The organism is Nocardioides sp. PD653-B2 (assembly GCF_002117935.1).
In the GTDB taxonomy this organism is placed as follows: domain Bacteria; phylum Actinomycetota; class Actinomycetes; order Propionibacteriales; family Nocardioidaceae; genus Nocardioides.
Window position 1 is genome coordinate 1 of the sequence record NZ_BDJE01000024.1, and the last position, 16,518, is coordinate 16,518.

At 71.8% G+C, this 16,518-nt stretch carries 19 protein-coding genes; 7 read left to right on the forward strand and 12 right to left on the reverse strand.

Annotated features, from left to right (window positions below):
• The coding region (locus tag PD653B2_RS24910) for an HNH endonuclease signature motif containing protein (RefSeq protein ID WP_165763424.1) at window positions 1–675 on the forward strand (675 nt) is incomplete at its 5' end.
• Window positions 676–724: 49 nt separating this feature from the next.
• Here PD653B2_RS24910 and PD653B2_RS25650 read toward each other — a convergent pair.
• Together PD653B2_RS25650 and PD653B2_RS10440 are read right to left on the reverse strand one after the other, a co-directional pair.
• On the reverse strand, window positions 725–1,435 hold the full coding sequence (locus PD653B2_RS25650; RefSeq protein ID WP_242665239.1) for a hypothetical protein: 711 nt from the start codon (window positions 1,433–1,435) through the stop codon (window positions 725–727).
• Between the two features lie 17 nt (window positions 1,436–1,452).
• Window positions 1,453–1,980, reverse strand: coding sequence for a DUF6318 family protein (locus tag PD653B2_RS10440; protein WP_085872316.1), 528 nt, complete (start codon window positions 1,978–1,980; stop codon window positions 1,453–1,455).
• Window positions 1,981–2,131: 151 nt separating this feature from the next.
• On the opposite strand from PD653B2_RS10440, the gene PD653B2_RS10445 reads away from it, so the two are divergent.
• Genes PD653B2_RS10445 through PD653B2_RS10455 form a run of 3 tightly spaced genes read left to right on the forward strand, consistent with a single transcriptional unit; the run spans window position 2,132 to window position 5,664 of the window.
• The gene (locus PD653B2_RS10445) at window positions 2,132–2,803 is read left to right on the forward strand and encodes a matrixin family metalloprotease (RefSeq protein ID WP_133058953.1); all 672 of its coding nucleotides are present in this window, start codon (window positions 2,132–2,134) and stop codon (window positions 2,801–2,803) included.
• A gap of 55 nt (window positions 2,804–2,858) precedes the next feature.
• Window positions 2,859–4,406, forward strand: coding sequence for an alpha/beta hydrolase family protein (locus tag PD653B2_RS10450; protein ID WP_085872318.1), 1,548 nt, complete (start codon window positions 2,859–2,861; stop codon window positions 4,404–4,406).
• Window positions 4,407–4,425: 19 nt separating this feature from the next.
• The gene (locus tag PD653B2_RS10455) at window positions 4,426–5,664 is read left to right on the forward strand and encodes a phosphodiester glycosidase family protein (protein WP_085872319.1); all 1,239 of its coding nucleotides are present in this window, start codon (window positions 4,426–4,428) and stop codon (window positions 5,662–5,664) included.
• Here PD653B2_RS10455 and PD653B2_RS10460 read toward each other — a convergent pair.
• Window positions 5,661–6,077, reverse strand: coding sequence for a hypothetical protein (locus PD653B2_RS10460; RefSeq protein ID WP_133058954.1), 417 nt, complete (start codon window positions 6,075–6,077; stop codon window positions 5,661–5,663). The genes PD653B2_RS10455 and PD653B2_RS10460 overlap by 4 nt on opposite strands.
• A 54-nt stretch (window positions 6,078–6,131) precedes the next feature.
• Here PD653B2_RS10460 and PD653B2_RS10465 point away from each other — a divergent pair, with 54 nt between their 5' ends.
• A complete protein-coding gene (locus PD653B2_RS10465) occupies window positions 6,132–6,698 on the forward strand; it encodes a mismatch-specific DNA-glycosylase (protein ID WP_085872321.1) in 567 nt (188 codons plus the stop codon).
• Here PD653B2_RS10465 and PD653B2_RS10470 read toward each other — a convergent pair.
• Window positions 6,695–7,945 carry a glucose-1-phosphate adenylyltransferase gene (locus PD653B2_RS10470; protein ID WP_085872322.1) on the reverse strand — a complete coding sequence of 417 codons (1,251 nt, stop codon included), beginning with the start codon at window positions 7,943–7,945 and terminating at the stop codon, window positions 6,695–6,697. The genes PD653B2_RS10465 and PD653B2_RS10470 overlap by 4 nt on opposite strands.
• A 37-nt stretch (window positions 7,946–7,982) precedes the next feature.
• On the opposite strand from PD653B2_RS10470, the gene glgA reads away from it, so the two are divergent.
• Window positions 7,983–9,170: a glycogen synthase gene (glgA, locus tag PD653B2_RS10475; RefSeq protein ID WP_085872323.1), complete on the forward strand. Its 1,188-nt coding sequence runs from the start codon at window positions 7,983–7,985 to the stop codon at window positions 9,168–9,170.
• Here the strand turns inward: glgA and PD653B2_RS10480 are convergent.
• Window positions 9,152–10,411 carry an MFS transporter gene (locus tag PD653B2_RS10480; protein ID WP_085872324.1) on the reverse strand — a complete coding sequence of 420 codons (1,260 nt, stop codon included), beginning with the start codon at window positions 10,409–10,411 and terminating at the stop codon, window positions 9,152–9,154. The two genes, glgA and PD653B2_RS10480, sit on opposite strands and share 19 nt — an antisense overlap.
• A gap of 29 nt (window positions 10,412–10,440) precedes the next feature.
• Here PD653B2_RS10480 and PD653B2_RS10485 point away from each other — a divergent pair, with 29 nt between their 5' ends.
• Window positions 10,441–11,109: an EthD domain-containing protein gene (locus tag PD653B2_RS10485; RefSeq protein WP_085872325.1), complete on the forward strand. Its 669-nt coding sequence runs from the start codon at window positions 10,441–10,443 to the stop codon at window positions 11,107–11,109.
• Here the strand turns inward: PD653B2_RS10485 and PD653B2_RS10490 are convergent.
• From PD653B2_RS10490 to PD653B2_RS10520, 7 genes are read right to left on the reverse strand one after another with little or no spacing between them, the layout of a single operon-like run.
• On the reverse strand, window positions 11,094–11,474 hold the full coding sequence (locus tag PD653B2_RS10490) for a DUF427 domain-containing protein (protein WP_085872369.1): 381 nt from the start codon (window positions 11,472–11,474) through the stop codon (window positions 11,094–11,096). The two genes, PD653B2_RS10485 and PD653B2_RS10490, sit on opposite strands and share 16 nt — an antisense overlap.
• 37 nt (window positions 11,475–11,511) lie before the next feature.
• Window positions 11,512–12,882 carry a GntP family permease gene (locus PD653B2_RS10495; protein ID WP_085872326.1) on the reverse strand — a complete coding sequence of 457 codons (1,371 nt, stop codon included), beginning with the start codon at window positions 12,880–12,882 and terminating at the stop codon, window positions 11,512–11,514.
• The gene (locus PD653B2_RS10500) at window positions 12,882–13,388 is read right to left on the reverse strand and encodes a gluconokinase (RefSeq protein ID WP_085872327.1); all 507 of its coding nucleotides are present in this window, start codon (window positions 13,386–13,388) and stop codon (window positions 12,882–12,884) included. Before PD653B2_RS10500 ends, PD653B2_RS10495 begins: the two co-directional genes overlap by 1 nt.
• Window positions 13,389–13,397: 9 nt before the next feature.
• Entirely contained in the window at window positions 13,398–14,039 is a 642-nt protein-coding gene (locus PD653B2_RS10505; protein WP_085872328.1) for an alpha/beta hydrolase, read from the reverse strand.
• 45 nt (window positions 14,040–14,084) lie between these two features.
• Window positions 14,085–14,597: a hypothetical protein gene (locus tag PD653B2_RS10510; RefSeq protein ID WP_133058955.1), complete on the reverse strand. Its 513-nt coding sequence runs from the start codon at window positions 14,595–14,597 to the stop codon at window positions 14,085–14,087.
• A gap of 27 nt (window positions 14,598–14,624) precedes the next feature.
• Complete coding sequence (locus PD653B2_RS10515) at window positions 14,625–15,674, reverse strand: hypothetical protein (protein ID WP_133058956.1); 1,050 nt, start codon at window positions 15,672–15,674, stop codon at window positions 14,625–14,627.
• Window positions 15,675–15,732: 58 nt separating this feature from the next.
• On the reverse strand, window positions 15,733–16,506 hold the full coding sequence (locus PD653B2_RS10520) for a hypothetical protein (protein ID WP_085872331.1): 774 nt from the start codon (window positions 16,504–16,506) through the stop codon (window positions 15,733–15,735).
• Window positions 16,507–16,518: the final 12 nt, after the last annotated feature.

A 16,518-nucleotide genomic window follows, 5' to 3' on the forward strand; every position in this document is an offset into this window, starting at 1 on the left:
GCGGACGGCCGGTGCTTCGACATCGACACCACCCAGGTGTCGTTCAACGGCACCGTCGACGTGTACGGCACCCTCGACCTGGCCGACGCGTTGGATCTGGACGACGCCATCACCACCCGCGCGCAGGCACTCGCCGACCTCGGGTGCGAGGAGACCTTGGACGTCCGCCGGTCCCTGGCCGCCGGCGACCTCGCCCGCAACCAAGGGTCTTTGGAGTTCCCGAAGCGTCAGGTGGTGCTCAACGTGCACACCGACGGCGGACCCTTCGCCACGCTGGAGAACACGAGGTCGTTCCACTCGATCGACCAGGTCCGCGACTGGTGCCACGCCTCGTCCGTGCACGTGCGTCAGGTCATCGACCTCAACGAACACCGGTGGAACCAGGGCCACGACCCCACCCCGCTCCTGCGCGAACAGGTGAACCTCACCCACCCCACCTGCGTGTTCCCGCACTGCACCCGACCCTCCAGGTCCTGCGACGCCGACCACATCATCGAGCACGACCAGGGCGGACCCACCTGCTCCTGCAACCTCGCCCCGTTGTGCAGGTTCCACCACCGCCTCAAGACCCACGGCGGCTGGACCTACCAACGCACCGCAGCACGCATCTTCCGCTGGACCAGCCCGTTGGGCCACGTCCACCTCAACGACCTCACCCACCCACGACATACCTGACCACCCGACCCCGCCGGCCACGGGCCCGCGGGGCCACACCCACGCCCGCTCAGTAACCCACCAACACCGGACGCGCCTCCACCACCCGCAACCCCTGCGCCATCCCCGGGACCGTCACCGTCCCCACCACCTCACGCCACGGACCCCCACCAACCCGGAACTGCGCCGCATACGTCGTGTCCACCCGCGGGCTCACCCGACCCTCGTCCAGGTACCGGTGCGTGATCTCCAGATCCGGATACGGCGACCCCGCCCCCACCGTCTGCCTGGTCACCCCATCACCGAACCGCCACCCATAAGCAGCCGGCCAGATCCGCAACACCACCCGCCGACCCAACAGACTCACCGTGCGCGTGAACCCACCGTTCTCGGTGTAGAAGTTCGTCGCGAAATTCACCAACGTCCGCCCACCCGGCGGCTGCACCACCAACTCCGACGCCGGCAACGACAACCGCCGGAACGCCCGGGCGACAATGCCAGGCGTGAGCGTCGGCGCGACGGCGGCGACGGGGGTATCGCAGAACGCTTGCGGATCGAGACCGAACGTGAGGGCCTGACGTACACAGGCCCGATCCCAGTCAGAGTCCCTCGGCGGCCTCGTGGAGTCGGCTGCCGGGGTTGCGCTTCCTTCAGAATCGCAATGCTTCACCCAATACATGCGGACCTGGCCGTTCACCAGTTCCTGCTCACGGACGACATGACACGCTGCGCTCGCCGGCGCGGGTACCAAGGCCAGGCCACCCAGGCTCACGGCCAGCACGAGCAAGACCCGCCTGATCACTCGACAAACCCCACGAATGTGACCTGCGAGCCCTGGCCATCGTCGTCCACCTTGAAGACCATGATCTTCTTGTCGGTCTCGTAGACAACCGGATCAGCTCCAGACCGGACCACGGTCTCCCCGCCCGCGATCGACACTGCGACATCGACGACAACCGGCGCAGAGGAATGTGCACGCGTCCTCGCCGCGACAACTGTCCAACCGTCGGTCGAGAAGTGTCCGCCATCGCGGTACACCGACTCAATCGGACGTATGAAATCGTCGCAGCCACGGCACGAACTCGAGCTCAACGCCTTCAAGCCACTGGTCTCGCCGGTCCGGAGTGCGATGTTCTGAGCCTCGACCCAGGCCTTCACCGTCTCTTCGGGATCCAGCTCCACCGCGGGCGACGTGCTCGCCTCCGTCGGTGCGCTCGTCGACGGCGTCGGCGCGAACTTGGGCTCGGGGTCGTCGTCGGAGCAGGCGCCGAGCGCGAGCACCGAGAGGCACGAGAGGGCGGTGATGACCGTCCGAGTACGGGTCACGCCTCCATGATTCCCCGGACGCGAGATTCCCGAAACGCCGTTCGTGGAGCCTGTGGACAACGGACAATGTGGGCTTGTGTCCCGTCCGGTGTCCCATCGCGCTCGCACGCGGACCTCATTTCTGCTGGCCACCGTCCTGACGGTCCTGGTCGTGACGTTCAACCCGCTGTCCAGCGGCAAGCACCTGCGCTCGATGCTCGGCATCGGTCAAGACCTCACCTTCACCATCACCGACAACGGCGCGGGCGCCGGCTACACGTTCGCGGCGACGCAGCCGCGCAGCGGCGAGCCGGTGACCTGGGACCGCTGCGCGGAGATCCGGTACGTCGTCAACCCCGAGGGCGCGCCCGCCGACCAGCGGCGGCTCCTGGCGGACGCGGTCGCCGACATCGAGGGCGCGAGCGGGCTCGAGTTCCGCTACGACGGCACCACGACCGCCCGCGACTTCCGCGATCGGGCGAGCCTCTTCGGGCCGGTCCCGCCGGTGCTGGTCGGGTGGGCGACGCCCGACGAGGTCCCCGAGCTGGCCGGCGAGGTGGCCGGCGTGGGTGGTGCCGAGGCGGCCCGGACCGGCCCCGACGAGCTCGCCTACGTCACCGGCATGGTCGTGCTCGACCGGGACGCGTTCGCCGCCTTGGCCGAGCGGCCCGACGGCGCCGATCTCCAGCGCGCTGTCATCGTGCACGAGCTCGCCCACGTCGTGGGCCTGGGCCACGTGGACGACACGGGTGAGCTGATGTACCCCGAGACCACCAGGCGCACCGAGCTCGGCCCCGGCGACCGCACCGGCCTGGACATCCTGGGCCAGGGCCCCTGCCGCTGACCGGCAGCTGGTGACCGGTCAGTAACCTGCCGCGCCCGCGACAGTTGTCCCAGGCATGACCCTTCGCACCGTCCTCGCCGCGGCCCTGGCGGCCGCCTCGCTCCTCGCCGTACCCGTGACGACGCCCGCGGTCTCGGCCGCCGCCCGGCCGCTCGCGACGGCGACGGACGGCTGCGTCACCAGCGTCCCCGATCCGGGCACCACCGCGAAGGTCGAGATCTGCTACACGATCTTCAAGCCGCGCAGCGCCAGCCGGACCCACCGCGTGCCGATGATCATGCACAGCCACGGCTGGGGCGGCTCGCGCACCACCGATCCGGCGAGCTTCGCGAAGTGGTTCAAGGCGGGGTACGCCGTCATCTCGTTCGACCAACGCGGGTTCGGCGAGAGCGGCGGCCACGCCTACGTCGAGAACCCCGACGTCGAAGGGCACGACGTCCGCACGCTCGTGAAGCTCATCAGCAAGCTCCGCTGGGTGCAGCAGGACGGCCCGGGCGACCCGCGGATGGGCGCGATCGGCGGCAGCTACGGCGGCGGCTACCAGTTCCTGACCGCCTTCGAGGAGCAGCGCACCACCGGCAAGCCGGTCCTCGACGCGCTCGCCCCCGAGATCACCTGGCACGACCTCAGCGAGAGCCTCGCGCCGAACGGCGTCGTCCGCACCGCCTGGGCCGCCGCCCTCAGCGCCGCCTCCACGACGTCCGACGCCCTGCCGCCCCAGGTCTACGCCGCCCTCGTCGAGGGCGCCGCGACCGGCACCTGGCCCGACGGGTCGGTGCCCGGCACCGAGGACATGCCCGCCTTCTTCCGCAAGAACGGCCCGAAGTGGCACGTCGACCATGGTCGCAAGCTCGACATCCCGGTGCTCTTCGGCCAGGGCACCACCGACTCGCTCTTCCCGCTCCAGCAGGGGCTCGCCAACTGGAAGACCGCGATCACGGCGAAGTCGCGCCGGCACAGCATCTTCGTCGCCTACAACGGCGGCCACGTGCTGCCCGCTGTCTTGCCCACCGGCGTGGACGTCACCTCCGACCCCTGCAGCAAGCGGCTCGCGGGCGGCACCTTCGAGGACCTCACCATCCGGTTCTTCAACGAGCAGATCAAGCACCGCGACACCGGCCTGCGCGGCTACGGCGCCTACCATCTCGCCACGCCTGGCAGCACCTGCACGACCGTCGACTCGGTCAAGGCGAGCAAGACCTACGACATCGGCACCGTGGCCACGACCGAGACCGGTGGTGCGCCGATCGCCTACGAGGTCGCCCCCGGCCCGATCCGGGTCGCCGGCACGCCGTACCTCACCGGCACGCTCACCGCGCTCGGCGCCAACAACCGTGCCTTCTACGGGCTCGCGGTCGGCACCTCACCCGCCGACGCGCACCTGGTCCAGAACAACGTGCTGCCGCTCAACACGCTTGCGCCGGTGACCGGTGAGCCGTGGCGGATCGCGCTGCCCTCGGTGGCGGTCAACGTCCCCGCCGGGCAGTCCCTCTACGTGCTCGCGTCGCCGGTGAGCGACACGTTCGTCGGCATGGGCAGCCGCACCCCCGGGGCCGTGCTCCTCGAGGACACGGTCGTCCACCTCCCCGAAGTCACCCGGTGAGAGGCATAGCCTTGCAACGGTGCGTCGCCGCCTAGCAATCTCCCTCGGCCTGGTCGCGTGTGTCCTCGCCGGCACCGCGCCCGGGCCGTCCGACGCCGCCCTGGCCGGCGATCCGGGACGCCACGCCGAGCCCGGCCCGCGCAAGCTGCACCCGAAGCACACCTCCGGCGGCGAGCCCGGCACCCTCGCGGCACCGCTCCCGGCGGGCCGTCGGACGGCGACCGAGACCTCCCGCACCACCTGGCAGGTCGCCCCGGGCGTCACCTTCACCCGGTGGAGCCAGACCGACGCCCGCGGCCCGATCCGCGCCCACCTGCTCACCATCGACCCGAGCACGCCCGGGCTGAAGATCGACTACGCCAGCATGGGGTCGGTACGCCGGGTCGCGCCGGTCATCGACATCCTGGCCAAGGACCGCGCGATCGCCGGGGTGAACGGCGACTTCTACGACATCGGCCACACCGGCGCGCCGCTCGGCCTCGGCAAGGACCGTCAGCGCGGTCTCCTGCACGCCCGCGTGGACGGCTGGAACAACGCGTTCTACATCAACAGACACGGCCGCGCCGGGATCGGCGACCTGCCGATGCACGCCGCGATCCGCCACCACCCGAAGCTCGAGATCACGAACCTCAACTCCCCCTTCGTGACGCCCGGCGGGATCGGCGTCTACACCCCGCGCTGGGGCAAGACGGCGGGCTACCGCGTCACCCAGGGCCAGACCGAGCGGGTCCGCGCGGTGACCGTCGTCAACGGCCGGATCGCGACCACCCGCGGCAAGCTCAGCAGCGGCCAGCCGATCACGGGGCAGCTCCTCATCGGCCGCGGTGACAGTGCGAAGCTGCTGCGCAAGCTCCCCAAGGGCACTCCGATCACGATCGACCGGTGGCTCGAGGGCCGCCCGCAGATGGCGATCAGCGGCAACCACTTCCTGGTCCACGACGGCATCATCCGGGCCGTCGACGACCGCGAGATGCACCCGCGTACGGCGGTCGGCGTCGACGCCGACACCGGCGAGGTGCTCGTGCTGGTGGTCGACGGCCGCCAGCAGGGCAGTCGCGGCTACACGATGGTCGAGCTGGCCGACCTGATGATCGACCTCGGCGCGGACGAGGCGATCAACCTCGACGGCGGCGGCTCGTCGACGATGGTGGGCAAGAACCGCGACGGGAAGGTCGCGGTGCTCAACAAGCCCTCCGACGGCTTCCAGCGCTGGGTGGCCAACGCGCTCGAGGTCACCTACACGAAGCCCGGCTCCTAGTCCGGCACGACCGCCAGCGCCACTGTCGTCACGGGCGCGAAGCACTCCTGCAGCGGCGACGCCACCTTCGCGGGCACGATCACGTGGCCCCGCACGTGCGCGCTCGTGGGAGCGTCGCATCCGATGGCCACCACCTGGGCCAGCAGCACCTGACCGCTGCCCACGTCGATCCGTCCGGCGGCCGCCGACACCTTCGCCGCGAACGGATCGTCGAACTGCTCGACGTACGTCGCCAGCGCCGCGTCCTCCGACACGTCGGTCGCGTGCGTGGCCTCGGCGCCGCGGCCCGCGGTCCCGGAGACCAGCGTGACCGGGTCCACCTCCGCCGGGGGCGACACCTCCGCGGCCCGGTCGTCACCGCACCCGGCGAGCAGGGTCATGGCCAACAGCGTCGTCCCGAGGAGTTGTCGCATGACCATGGGACGGTAGCGGCTCGACCCCGGTTCCGAACATGGCAGGCTGCGGGCGTGCCCCGTTTCACCCGCGCCGAGCTGGAGTCGTTCCGTGACGCCGAGGTGCCCGACCTGGTCGGGCCCGACCTCAGGCTGCTCTTCGTCGGCATCAACCCCGGCCTCTGGACGGCTGCGACGCAGACCCATTTCGCGCACCCCGGCAACCGCTTCTACCCCGCGCTGCTCGAGGCCGGGATCATCACCGAGCCGGTCAGCCCCTCGGCGGGCATGACCGACGACGACCGCGACCGGCTGCGCGCTCGCGGCATCGGGATCACCAACGTCGTCCGTCGGGCGACCGCCAAGGCGTCCGAGCTGACGGACGACGAGCTCCGGGCGGGCGGGGTCGAGCTCGAGGCGACGGTGCGCCGTACCGCGCCGCGAGTCGTCGCGATCGCCGGCATCACGGCCTACCGCACGGCCTTCGGTCGGCGCCAGGCCGTGCCGGGTCGGCAGCCGGAGCCGCTCGCCGGCGCCGAGCTCTGGATCGTGCCGAACCCGAGCGGTCTCAACGCCCACGAGACCGTGCACACGCTGGCCGCCGCGTACGGCGCCGCCGCGCGGGCCGCTGGCGTGATCTAGCTGCTCGGGAAGACCTGGTCCTTGCCGAGCACGGTCAGCCCGTCCTCGACGACGAACCCACGGGCGCGGTCGGCCTCGAGGTCGACGCCGATCTGGCCGCCGGCCGGGACGACGACGTTCTTGTCGAGGATCGCGTTGCGCACGATCGCCCCGGGCCCGACGTACACGCCGTTCATCAGCACCGAGCCGGTCACCTCCGCGCCGGCCTCGATCCGCACGGCCGGCGAGAGCACCGACCGCTTCACCTTGCCGCCGGTGACGACCACCCCGGGCGAGAGCACGGCCTCGTCGGTGCGCGGCTTCTCGCCGGCCGCGCCCTGCACGAGCTTGACCGGCGGCTGCGGGCCGTAGGAGGTGTAGATCGGCCACTCGAAGTTGTAGAGGTTGAAGACCGGCAGCGGCGACACGACGTCCATGTGCGCGGCGTAGTAGGAGCCGAGCGTCCCGACGTCGCGCCAGTAGCCGCGGTCGCGGTCGGTCGAGCCCGCGACGTCGTTGTCCTTGTAGTCGTAGACGGCCGCCTGCTGGCGGCGCACGAACGACGGCACGATGTCGCCGCCCATGTCGTGCTTGGAGCCGATCTCGGTCGCGTCGCGGGTCACCGCCTCGACCAGTGCGTCGGCGTCGAAGACGTAGTTGCCCATCGACGCGAGCACCTCGCCCGGGCTGTCCGGCAGCCCGACCGGCTCGGTCGGCTTCTCCAGGAAGTCGCGGATCTTCGACGGGTCGTCGGGGTGCACGTCGATCACACCGAACTGGTCGGCCAGCTCGATCGGCTGGCGGATCGCGGCGACCGAGCAGGCGGCCCCGCTGGCGACGTGCGCCTTCACCATCTGGTGGAAGTCCATCCGGTAGACGTGGTCCGCGCCGACCACCACGACGATGTCCGGCTTCTCGTCCTTGATCAGGTTGAGCGACTGGAAGATGGCGTCGGCACTGCCGAGGTACCAGTGCTTGCCGACCCGCTGCTGCGCCGGCACCGGCGTCACGTAGTTGCCCAGCATCGTCGACATCCGCCAGGTCTGGGTGACGTGCCGGTCGAGGCTGTGGGACTTGTACTGGGTCAGCACCACGATCTTCAGGTAGCCGGAGTTCACGACGTTCGACAGCGCGAAGTCGATCAGCCGGTAGATGCCGGCGAAGGGTACGGCGGGCTTGGCCCGGTCCGCGGTCAGGGGCATCAACCGCTTGCCCTCACCGCCCGCGAGGACGATCGCCAGGACGCGCTTGCGAGAGCTGAGAGCCATGGCCCCACGCTAGCGCCAAGACGAGTAGGTTCGGCACGTGCGAGTCGACGTCCTTTCCCGGGAGTACCCACCAGAGGTCTATGGCGGGGCGGGGGTCCACGTCGCCGAGCTGGTCCGGGCGCTGCGTGCGCGCGACGACCTCACCACCCACGTGCACGCGTTCGGTGGGCTGCGCGACGAGGCGCTGACCTCGTCGTACGCCGACCTCGCCGAGCTCTCGTCGGCCAACGCCGCGCTGCGCACGCTCGGGGTCGACCTCGCGATCGCCGACGGCTGCGCGGGCACCGACCTGGTCCACTCGCACACCTGGTACGCCAACTTCGCGGGCCACCTCTCCTCGCTCCTGTACGCCGTGCCGCACGTCGTGTCCGCGCACTCGCTGGAGCCGCTGCGGCCGTGGAAGGCCGAGCAGCTCGGCGGCGGCTACGCGATCTCGTCCTACATCGAGAAGACGTCCTACGAAGCGGCCGCGGCCGTGATCGCGGTGTCGTCGGCGATGCGCGACGACGTGCTCGCGTCGTACCCCGCGATCGACCCGGCCCGCGTGCACACCATCCACAACGGCATCGACACCGACGACTGGCGCCCGAACGACGACCCCGGCCGCGTGCGCGAGCTCGGCGTGGACCCGGACCGTCCGTCGGTCGTCTTCGTCGGCCGGATCACCCGCCAGAAGGGGCTGCCGTTCTTCCTGCGCTCGGTCGCGCAGCTGCCGCCGGAGGTCCAGATCGTGCTCTGCGCGGGCGCGCCCGACACCCCCGAGATCGCGGCCGAGGTGGAGGCGCTGGTCGGGTCGCTGGCCGCGTCCCGCACCGGCGTGGTCTGGATCCGGGAGATGCTGCCCCGCCCCGACGTCACCGCGCTGCTGACCAACGCCACCGCCTTCGCCTGCCCGTCCATCTACGAGCCGCTCGGCATCGTCAACCTCGAGGCGATGGCCTGCGAGACGGCCGTCGTGGCGACCGCCACCGGCGGCATCCCGGAGGTCGTCGTCGACGGCACGACCGGGCGGCTGGTGCCGATCGAGCAGGCCACCGACGGCACCGGCACACCGCTCGACGCGGACCGCTACGTCGCGGACTTCGCGGCCGCGCTCATCGAGGTCGTGTCCGACCCCGCCCGCGCGGCCGAGATGGGCCGGGCCGGTCGGGCCCGGGCGATCGAGTCGTTCAGCTGGCCCGCGATCGCGGAGCGCACCGTCGAGGTCTACCGCTCCGTGCTCTGACCCCTGCCCAGCCCCCGCACCGACGGCAGCGAGGCGACGACCAGCGACACCCCCACGCCGACGACCGTCATCGCGACGAGGGTGGGCTGCAGGCCGATCGACGCGCTGACGAGCCCGGCCAGCAGGTTGCCGAGCGGGATCATGCCGGAGCTGGTGAGGTAGTCGTAGCTCGAGACCCGCGACAGCGACCCGGCCGGGATGTGCTCGCCCAACGAGGTCTCCCAGAGCGTGAACGCGCCGGTCACGCAGACACCCGCGAGCAGCTCGAGCCCACCGATCCCCCACGTGCCGAGCCCGCTGCCGATGAACGCCGCCTGGCAGGACGCGCCGACCAGCAGCAACGACGCGACCCGCAGCGCGTGTCGCGGTCGCCAGCGCAGGAACAGCAGGTCGCCGAGCACACTGCCGATCCCGAAGCAGGCGACGACCACCGCCCACGACCGCGCGCCGTCGAGGTCGCGCTCCATCAGCACCGGCCCGATGACGAAGATCGCCGGCAGCACCACCACGTGGTACGCCGCGATGCCGCCCAGGAAGGCGAGCACCCATGACCGCGACCGGACCGCGCCCCAGCCCTCGCGCAGGCTGGTCCAGAAGTGGTCGGTCGTCGCGGCCGGGTCCTCCTCCGCCAGGCCGGCCGACACGACCCGCGGGCGCAGGGGCACCAGCAGCGCGATCGAGACCGCGAAGGTCGCGGCGTCGAAGAGCAAGGCCCCGCCCGGGCCACCCGCGAAGGCGATCAGCAGACCGGCCATCACCGGGCCGAGGATCGAGCCGACGGAGAAGGAGAGACCGCGCAGCGCGTTGGCCGGCTGGATGTTGGCCGGCGCGACCGTCGTGGGCAGCAGGCCGCTGAAGGCGGGCGCGAAGAACGCGTCGGCAGCGCCGTACACGGCGGCGATCACCGCCAGGTGGGCGATGTGTGCGTGGTCGGTGAGCAGGAGCGCGGCGGCCACCAGCTGGCAGAGCAGCCGGAGGGCGTCGGAGGCGACCAGGATCCACTTCCGGTCGAGGCGGTCGGCCCACACCCCGGCCGGGAGCGCGAGCACCACGAACGGCAGGAACTGCGCCGCCGACACCAACGCCACGTCCCCGACACCGCCGCCACTGGCGAGGACGGCGAACGGGAGCGCCACCATGGTGACCCGGTCGCCGAGGATCGAGAGCACCTGGCTCCCGAAGAGGAGCCGGTACTGCGGCTCGTCGCGGAGCACGGCTGGGAGCCGGACCTTCGTCAACACCGGTCGAGGATGCCCTACCGTCGGGCTCCGTGACCAAGCACTTTTTCGCCCTGTGGGGCGACGACCTCGCCGACACCCTCCACGCGCCGGCCGTGCGCGACCGGCTGGCCGCCGCCGGCGTCCGCCGCCTGCAGCTCAACGTCGACGACGCCGAGGTGGCTGCCGCGATGCGGATCTCGCACTTCGCCGACCCGATCGGCGCCCTCGTCAGCGTGTGGGACGCCGACCCGGCCGCCGTCGCGGAGGCTCTCCGCGACGCGGCGACCACCGTGCACGGCTACGAGGTCGAGGAGCGGCGACGGCTCGACCCGCCCGAGGCGTGGGACGGCAGCCGCGCCGACGCCCTCGCGAACGTCGCGGTGCTGCGGCGCCCCGACGACCTCGCCCGGGAGGAGTGGCTGCGGATATGGATGGTCGACCACACGCCCGTCGCGATCCGCACCCAGGCGACGTTCGGCTACGTGCAGAACATCGTGGTCGAGGCGGTCACCCCCGACGCGCCGCGGATCGACGCCTTCGTCGAGGAGCTCTTCCCGAGCGCCGGCATCCACGACATGCACGCGTTCTACGGAAGCGGCGGCGACGACGCCGAGCTCGACCGCCGGCTCACCGATCTGATGGCCAGCGTCGCCCGGTTCGGGGCCGACCACGACCTCGACCTCGTGCCGACGAGCCGCTACCTCTACGAGCTGGGGTAGGTCCGCACGTCCACGACGTTCGGGTAGAACGCGACGTGCCCGGCGATCTCGGCGACGGCGTCGTACGGCGCCTCATAGGTCCACACGGCGTTGTCGTACGTGTCGCCGTCGATGACGAGGCTGTAGTAGCCGGCGTCGCCCTTGTAGGGGCAGAAGGTCGCGTGGTCGGTGCGCTGCAGCAGCTCCGGGTCGACGTCCGCGAGCGGGATGTACTGCACGGGCGGGTAGCTGGCCTCCTGCAGCGTCATCGCGCTGGTCGAGTCGGCGATCGTGCGGTCGCCGAGCTGCACGACGACGCGGTCCCGGGTCGGGGTGATCGTGATCGGGTGGCTGGCGTCGGGCACCAGTGCCTGCTTCTCACTCATGCCGGTCACAACCTCCGCGGCGACCGGGGTGTTCCGGCTAGATGAAGACGCCCAGGATCAGGACCATGACCAGCCCGGTCACGGACAGCACGGTCTCCATCAGCGACCAGGTCTTGACCGTCTGGCCGACCGTCATCCCGAAGTACTCCTTGACCAGCCAGAAGCCCGCGTCGTTGACGTGGGAGAAGAAGAGCGAGCCGGCGCCGACCGCGAGCACGACCAGCGAGGTCTCCCCCGTCGACAGGCCCTCGACCAGCCCGATCATCAGCGACGAGGCGGTGATCGTGGCGACCGTCGCGGAGCCGGTCGCGAGGCGGATCAGCACCGCGAGCACCCAGGCGAGCAGCAGCACGGAGACGTTCGCATCGCTGGCCCAGTCGGCCAGGAGCTTGCCGATGCCGGTGTCGACGAGCACCTGCTTGAAGCCACCACCGGCGGCCACGATCAGCAGGATGCCCGCGATCGGGGGCAGCGCCCCGCCCACGGTGTCGGAGAGCCGCTGCCTCCCCATGCCGGCGCGGACGCCGAAGGTGTACATCGCGACCAGGACCGCGATCAGCAGCGCGACGAACGGGTTGCCGATCACGTCGCCGACCTGTTGGACGGTGTCGTCGGGGTCGTCGATGACGATGTCGAGGATCGCCTTGCCGAGCATCAGCACCACGGGCAGCAGGACGGTCGCGATGGTGACCCCGAACGACGGCCGTCGCACCGGCTCGTCGCGCTCCCCCTCCCGCGGAGGAGCGTCGAAGGTGTGCGGGGGCTCGACGACGACCCAGCGGCCGGCGATGCTCCCGAAGAGCGGGCCGGCCACGATGATCGTCGGCACCGCCACGACCAGCCCGAGGGCGAGGGTGACGCCGAGGTCGGCGTGCAGGTAGGAGATCGCGGTGACCGGGCCCGGGTGCGGCGGCACGAAGCCGTGCATGGCCGACAGGCCGGCCAGGGCCGGGATGCCGACGGTGATCAGCGAGACCTGCGCGCGGCGGGCGACCAGGTAGATCACCGGCATGAGGAGCACGAGGCCGATCTCGAAGAACATCGGCAGGCCGATGATCGCGCCGACGGCCGCCATCGCCCAGGGCAGCATCCGCCCGGTCGCGTTGCCGACGATCGTGTCGACGATCTGGTCGGCGCCCCCGGAGTCGGCGAGCAGCTTGGCGAACATCGCGCCGAGCGCGATCAGCGCACCGACGCCGGCCGCCGTCGTACCGAAGCCGGTGGTGAAGGAGGCCAGCACGTCGTTGACGTTCTGGCCGGCGACGATGCCGACGGTCAGCCCGCCCAGGATCAGCGCCAGGAACGGGTGCAGCTTGAGCAGCGTGATCAGCACGACGATCAGTGCGATCGCGACGAGGGCCGCGGTGATCAGCTGCCAGCCGGCGGCCACCGGGTCGATGACGTCCATCAGGACTCCTCCGTCTCGCGGGACATGTGGTCGACATACCCCTGGACGATCTGGTCGACACTCTGGTCGACGTCCAGGACGATCCCGTCCTCGTCGGGCTGCAGCGGCTCCAGGGTCGCGAACTGCGAGGTGAGCAGCGACGCCGGCATGAAGTGGCCGGGCCGGCTCGCCTGGCGGGCGGCGATCACGGCGCGGGTGCCCTCGAGCAGGAGGAACCGCACGTTCGGTGCGTGGTGGCGGATCTGGTCGCGGTACTTCCGCTTGAGCGCCGAGCAGCTCATCACGCCGCCGTCGGCGTAGACCGCGAGCCACTCGCCCACGACCTCGAGCCACGGGTAGCGGTCCTCGTCGGTCAGCGGCTCACCGCGGCTCATCTTGGCGACGTTGGCGGAGGGGTGCAGGTCGTCGGCGTCCGCGAACGGCACGCGCAGCCGCTGGGCCAGGGCAGCCCCGACGGTCGACTTGCCCGAACCCGAGACACCCATCACGACGAGGGGAGACGGCATCCGGCCACGTTAGCGTGCGGCGCGCCCGTCATGCCTCGGGTCGCCGAGCAGCGTCTCGACCGCGAAGTCGGCGGCGGCCCGCTCGAAGCGAGCGCCGTGGCGCAGCATGGCGTGCTTGCCTCCGGCGACCTCGACGTACTCCACGTCGGCGCGCCGCGCGAGGGTCCGGGCCACGGCGCGGGAGCGCCCGGGCGGCGCGACCCGGTCGTCGGCGCCGTGCACGATCAGCACCCGGCGCCCGGTCAGGTCCGCGTCGTCGTGGGGGTAGACCCACGGGTTGAGCGCGACCACGCCCCGGACGTCGTCCTGGCCGCCGGCGAGCAGCGCCGCCCGGCCGCCGAGCGAGTGGCCGACCAGGCAGGTGGGCAGCGGTCCGAGCCGTCCCCGCAGCTCCCCCAGCGCCCAGGCGACGTCGTCGACCGGGGTGTGCGTGGTGTCCCAGCCGCGGTGGGAGTTGAGCAGCCGGAGCACGGCGAGCCGGCCGCGCCCGGCGCGCCCGACCCGCCGGGCGACCGGCACCATCCGCAGCACCGAGAGCTGGGCCGGGCTGACCGTGGTCCGGCCGGGGCGGCTCGCGCCGCCGTGCAGCACCAGCACCAGGCCCTCGGGGCGTGGCGGGACGGTCGACTCGATCAGGCGGGCGCTGGTCACGTCCTCATTCGTACCGACCCGCCCCAACAGATGGGTGGGTGTGGGTCAGGGCACCAGGATCGTGAACGAGACCGCGTTGGACGGCTTGTTGTTGGCGCCGGCCACGAAGCTGAACGTCCGCACCCCGATGTCGGTGCCCTCGGGGCACTGGTGGGCGGACTTGCTCAGGTAGGCCGCCAGGTTGGCACCCGAGGAGTTGTCCCAGTCGACGCCGACCACCGGGGACGTCGTCGCCGGGTCGATCGCCGGGTCGGTGAGCGTGAGGCAGTAGACGCCGGTCTTCGGCCGGGTGACGGTCGCGAAGCCGTGGGTGCGGGTCGCGTCGAACGCGGCGTCGACGGTCACGTCCGCGTACGCACGGACGCCCATCAGCGCCTTGGCCGAGGGACCGAGGTCGACGGCACCGATGGTGGCGTCCTTGATCTTCTTGCCGGTGATCGCACTGTCGGCGATGTCCTTGGTGGTGATCTTGGCCGCGGCGTAGCTCACGCCGCCGCTGGCCAGCATGAGTGCCAGGCAGGCCACGATCAGGGCGGGGGAAGGGATGAATCGGCGCACCCCATCAGGCTAGGCAGCCGGGGACCGCTATCGGTGGCGCCGCTCCGGGGCGGTGCTCGTGGGCGCGGGGCCCTCGCTCGGCCGCGGCTCGCGCACCTGGACGGTGAACGGCGCGGACACGCTGCCCTCCGCGAGCGGCCGGTCGACGAAGTGCCAGCGGTACGTCGTGGTCGACTCCGGGGCGACCGCCAGGGTCGGGCCGTCGCCGCTGGATGTGTCGACACTGGCCCCGTCGACGAAGGACCAGCCGCCGTTCGGGCCCTGGGTCTCGAGCACCAGGCGCGCGCCGGGGACCGGGGCGCACGAGCTGTCCGTGACCGAGCCGCGGAGGGTCACCGAGTCGCCGACGTCGATGGCGCCGTCCGGTCCGCTGATCGAGGTGCTCGTCGTCAACCCCTCGAGGTCGTAGGTCGTGACCGCGCCCGGGCTGCCGACCTGCCAGGCGTCCATGTTGAAGGGGCGCCCGTCGCAGCCGAAGCCGATCGTGAAGAACCCCGGCCCGTCGCCCCCGTGCGCCGCGAGGAAGGCGGGGATCGCGGCGGCGTCCTGCTGCTCCCCCGCCTCCTTCTCCCCCGCCTCCTTCTGGGCGAGCATGTCGAACTTGGTCCAGGTGTAGGTCAGCCCGGCGGCCTCGACCCGCTGCCAGCCGCCCGGCGCGGCGGCGAGGTCGGCACGGCCGAACCAGACGAGGCCGGTGCCGCGGTCGGCGGGCTCCTGGTAGCCGGCGTACGCGACGCCGGAGGCACCCTCGGGGGCGGTGACGGACAGGCCGGCGACCGTGGTGGCCGCCATCGAGTCGACGTAGTGGAGCGAGCCGATCGCGTTGCCCCCGGCGAGGTCGTAGCCCAGGCTGCGCTGACCCGCCGGTGCCTGCCCGGGACCGATGCCGATGTAGGGCTCCAGAGCCTCGTCCGCCCGGTCGTACGGGTTCTGGCAGCCGACGAACGAGAGCTGGGCCGCGCGGCCGCTGGGGAAGGCCAGGCCGTGCACGACGACCGTCGAGTCGGCGTGCGCCGGGGCGAGCGGCAGCAGCGCGGCCACGGCCACACCGGCGCCGGCCACGACAGCCCGACGCATCCTGCTCCCCCCGCGTGCACCCACGGCTGTTCCTTCTCTCCGAGACGTCAGGAGAAGCCTACGACGGAGATGGCTCCGTCGGGGTCGGACCGGCGGTTTCGCTCGGGGTCGCGGACTCGGTGGGTGACGGGGTCGTCGTCTCCGACGGCGTCGGGGTCTCGCTCGGCGTCTCGGTCGGCGTCTCGGTCGGCTCGGGCGACTCACTGGGCGACGGCGACGGGCTGGACTGGTCGTCGGGCTGCTTCTGCTGGTCGTCCTTGCCCGATCCCCCGCCGACGTCGCCGAGGGTGCTGCGCTCGTTCTTCGACGATCCGCCGGTGATCGACGACACGCTGCGCCCGGCGATCAGCTCGAAGGCCGTGATCGCCAGGATCGCGATCACGAAGAGCGCCGCGGCCGCGAGGGCGACCCGCTTCCAGGGCAGGGCGACGAGCCGCTGCCTCCACGGCGCCGGCGCGGTCTCCTCCGCCATCGCGTCGAGCTCCTCGTGGGCCTCGGCGAGTCGCTCGTCGGCGTGCTCGAGGTGGCTGTCCTGGACCCGGGTGTCGTCGGCGCGGCCGGCCCGGCGTACCTCCGCCTGGGCGATGCCGACCTTGTCGCGCGCGGCGGCCTGCGCCTTCGCCAGCGTGCGCCGGGAGGTCGCGAGGCCCTGGCTGAGGTAGGCGCTCGAGACCGTGACGACGACGCTGCCGAGGGCGGCGCCGATGATCGTCCCGGCGGCTCCCAGGGTCGAGAGCAGGACCGCGGAGGCGACCGCCGCGAGCGCGCCGGCGACGACGCGCAGCCAGTCGATCTCGAGGCGTGGGGGGTCTTCGGCGGAGTCGTCGGTCATCGTCGTCCAGTA

What these genes read in the sequence shown, in the direction of transcription:
- PD653B2_RS10460 (WP_133058954.1), bottom strand. Translation starts at nt 6,077, where the DNA reads ATGCGACAACTCCTCGGGACGACGCTGTTGGCCATGACCCTGCTCGCC.
- PD653B2_RS10500 (WP_085872327.1), bottom strand. Translation starts at nt 13,388, where the DNA reads ATGCCGTCTCCCCTCGTCGTGATGGGTGTCTCGGGTTCGGGCAAGTCG.
- PD653B2_RS10470 (WP_085872322.1), bottom strand. Translation starts at nt 7,945, where the DNA reads ATGGCTCTCAGCTCTCGCAAGCGCGTCCTGGCGATCGTCCTCGCGGGC.
- PD653B2_RS10520 (WP_085872331.1), bottom strand. Translation starts at nt 16,506, where the DNA reads ATGACCGACGACTCCGCCGAAGACCCCCCACGCCTCGAGATCGACTGG.
- PD653B2_RS10495 (WP_085872326.1), bottom strand. Translation starts at nt 12,882, where the DNA reads ATGGACGTCATCGACCCGGTGGCCGCCGGCTGGCAGCTGATCACCGCG.
- PD653B2_RS10515 (WP_133058956.1), bottom strand. Translation starts at nt 15,674, where the DNA reads ATGCGTCGGGCTGTCGTGGCCGGCGCCGGTGTGGCCGTGGCCGCGCTG.
- PD653B2_RS10490 (WP_085872369.1), bottom strand. Translation starts at nt 11,474, where the DNA reads ATGAGTGAGAAGCAGGCACTGGTGCCCGACGCCAGCCACCCGATCACG.
- PD653B2_RS10450 (WP_085872318.1), top strand. Translation starts at nt 2,859, where the DNA reads ATGACCCTTCGCACCGTCCTCGCCGCGGCCCTGGCGGCCGCCTCGCTC.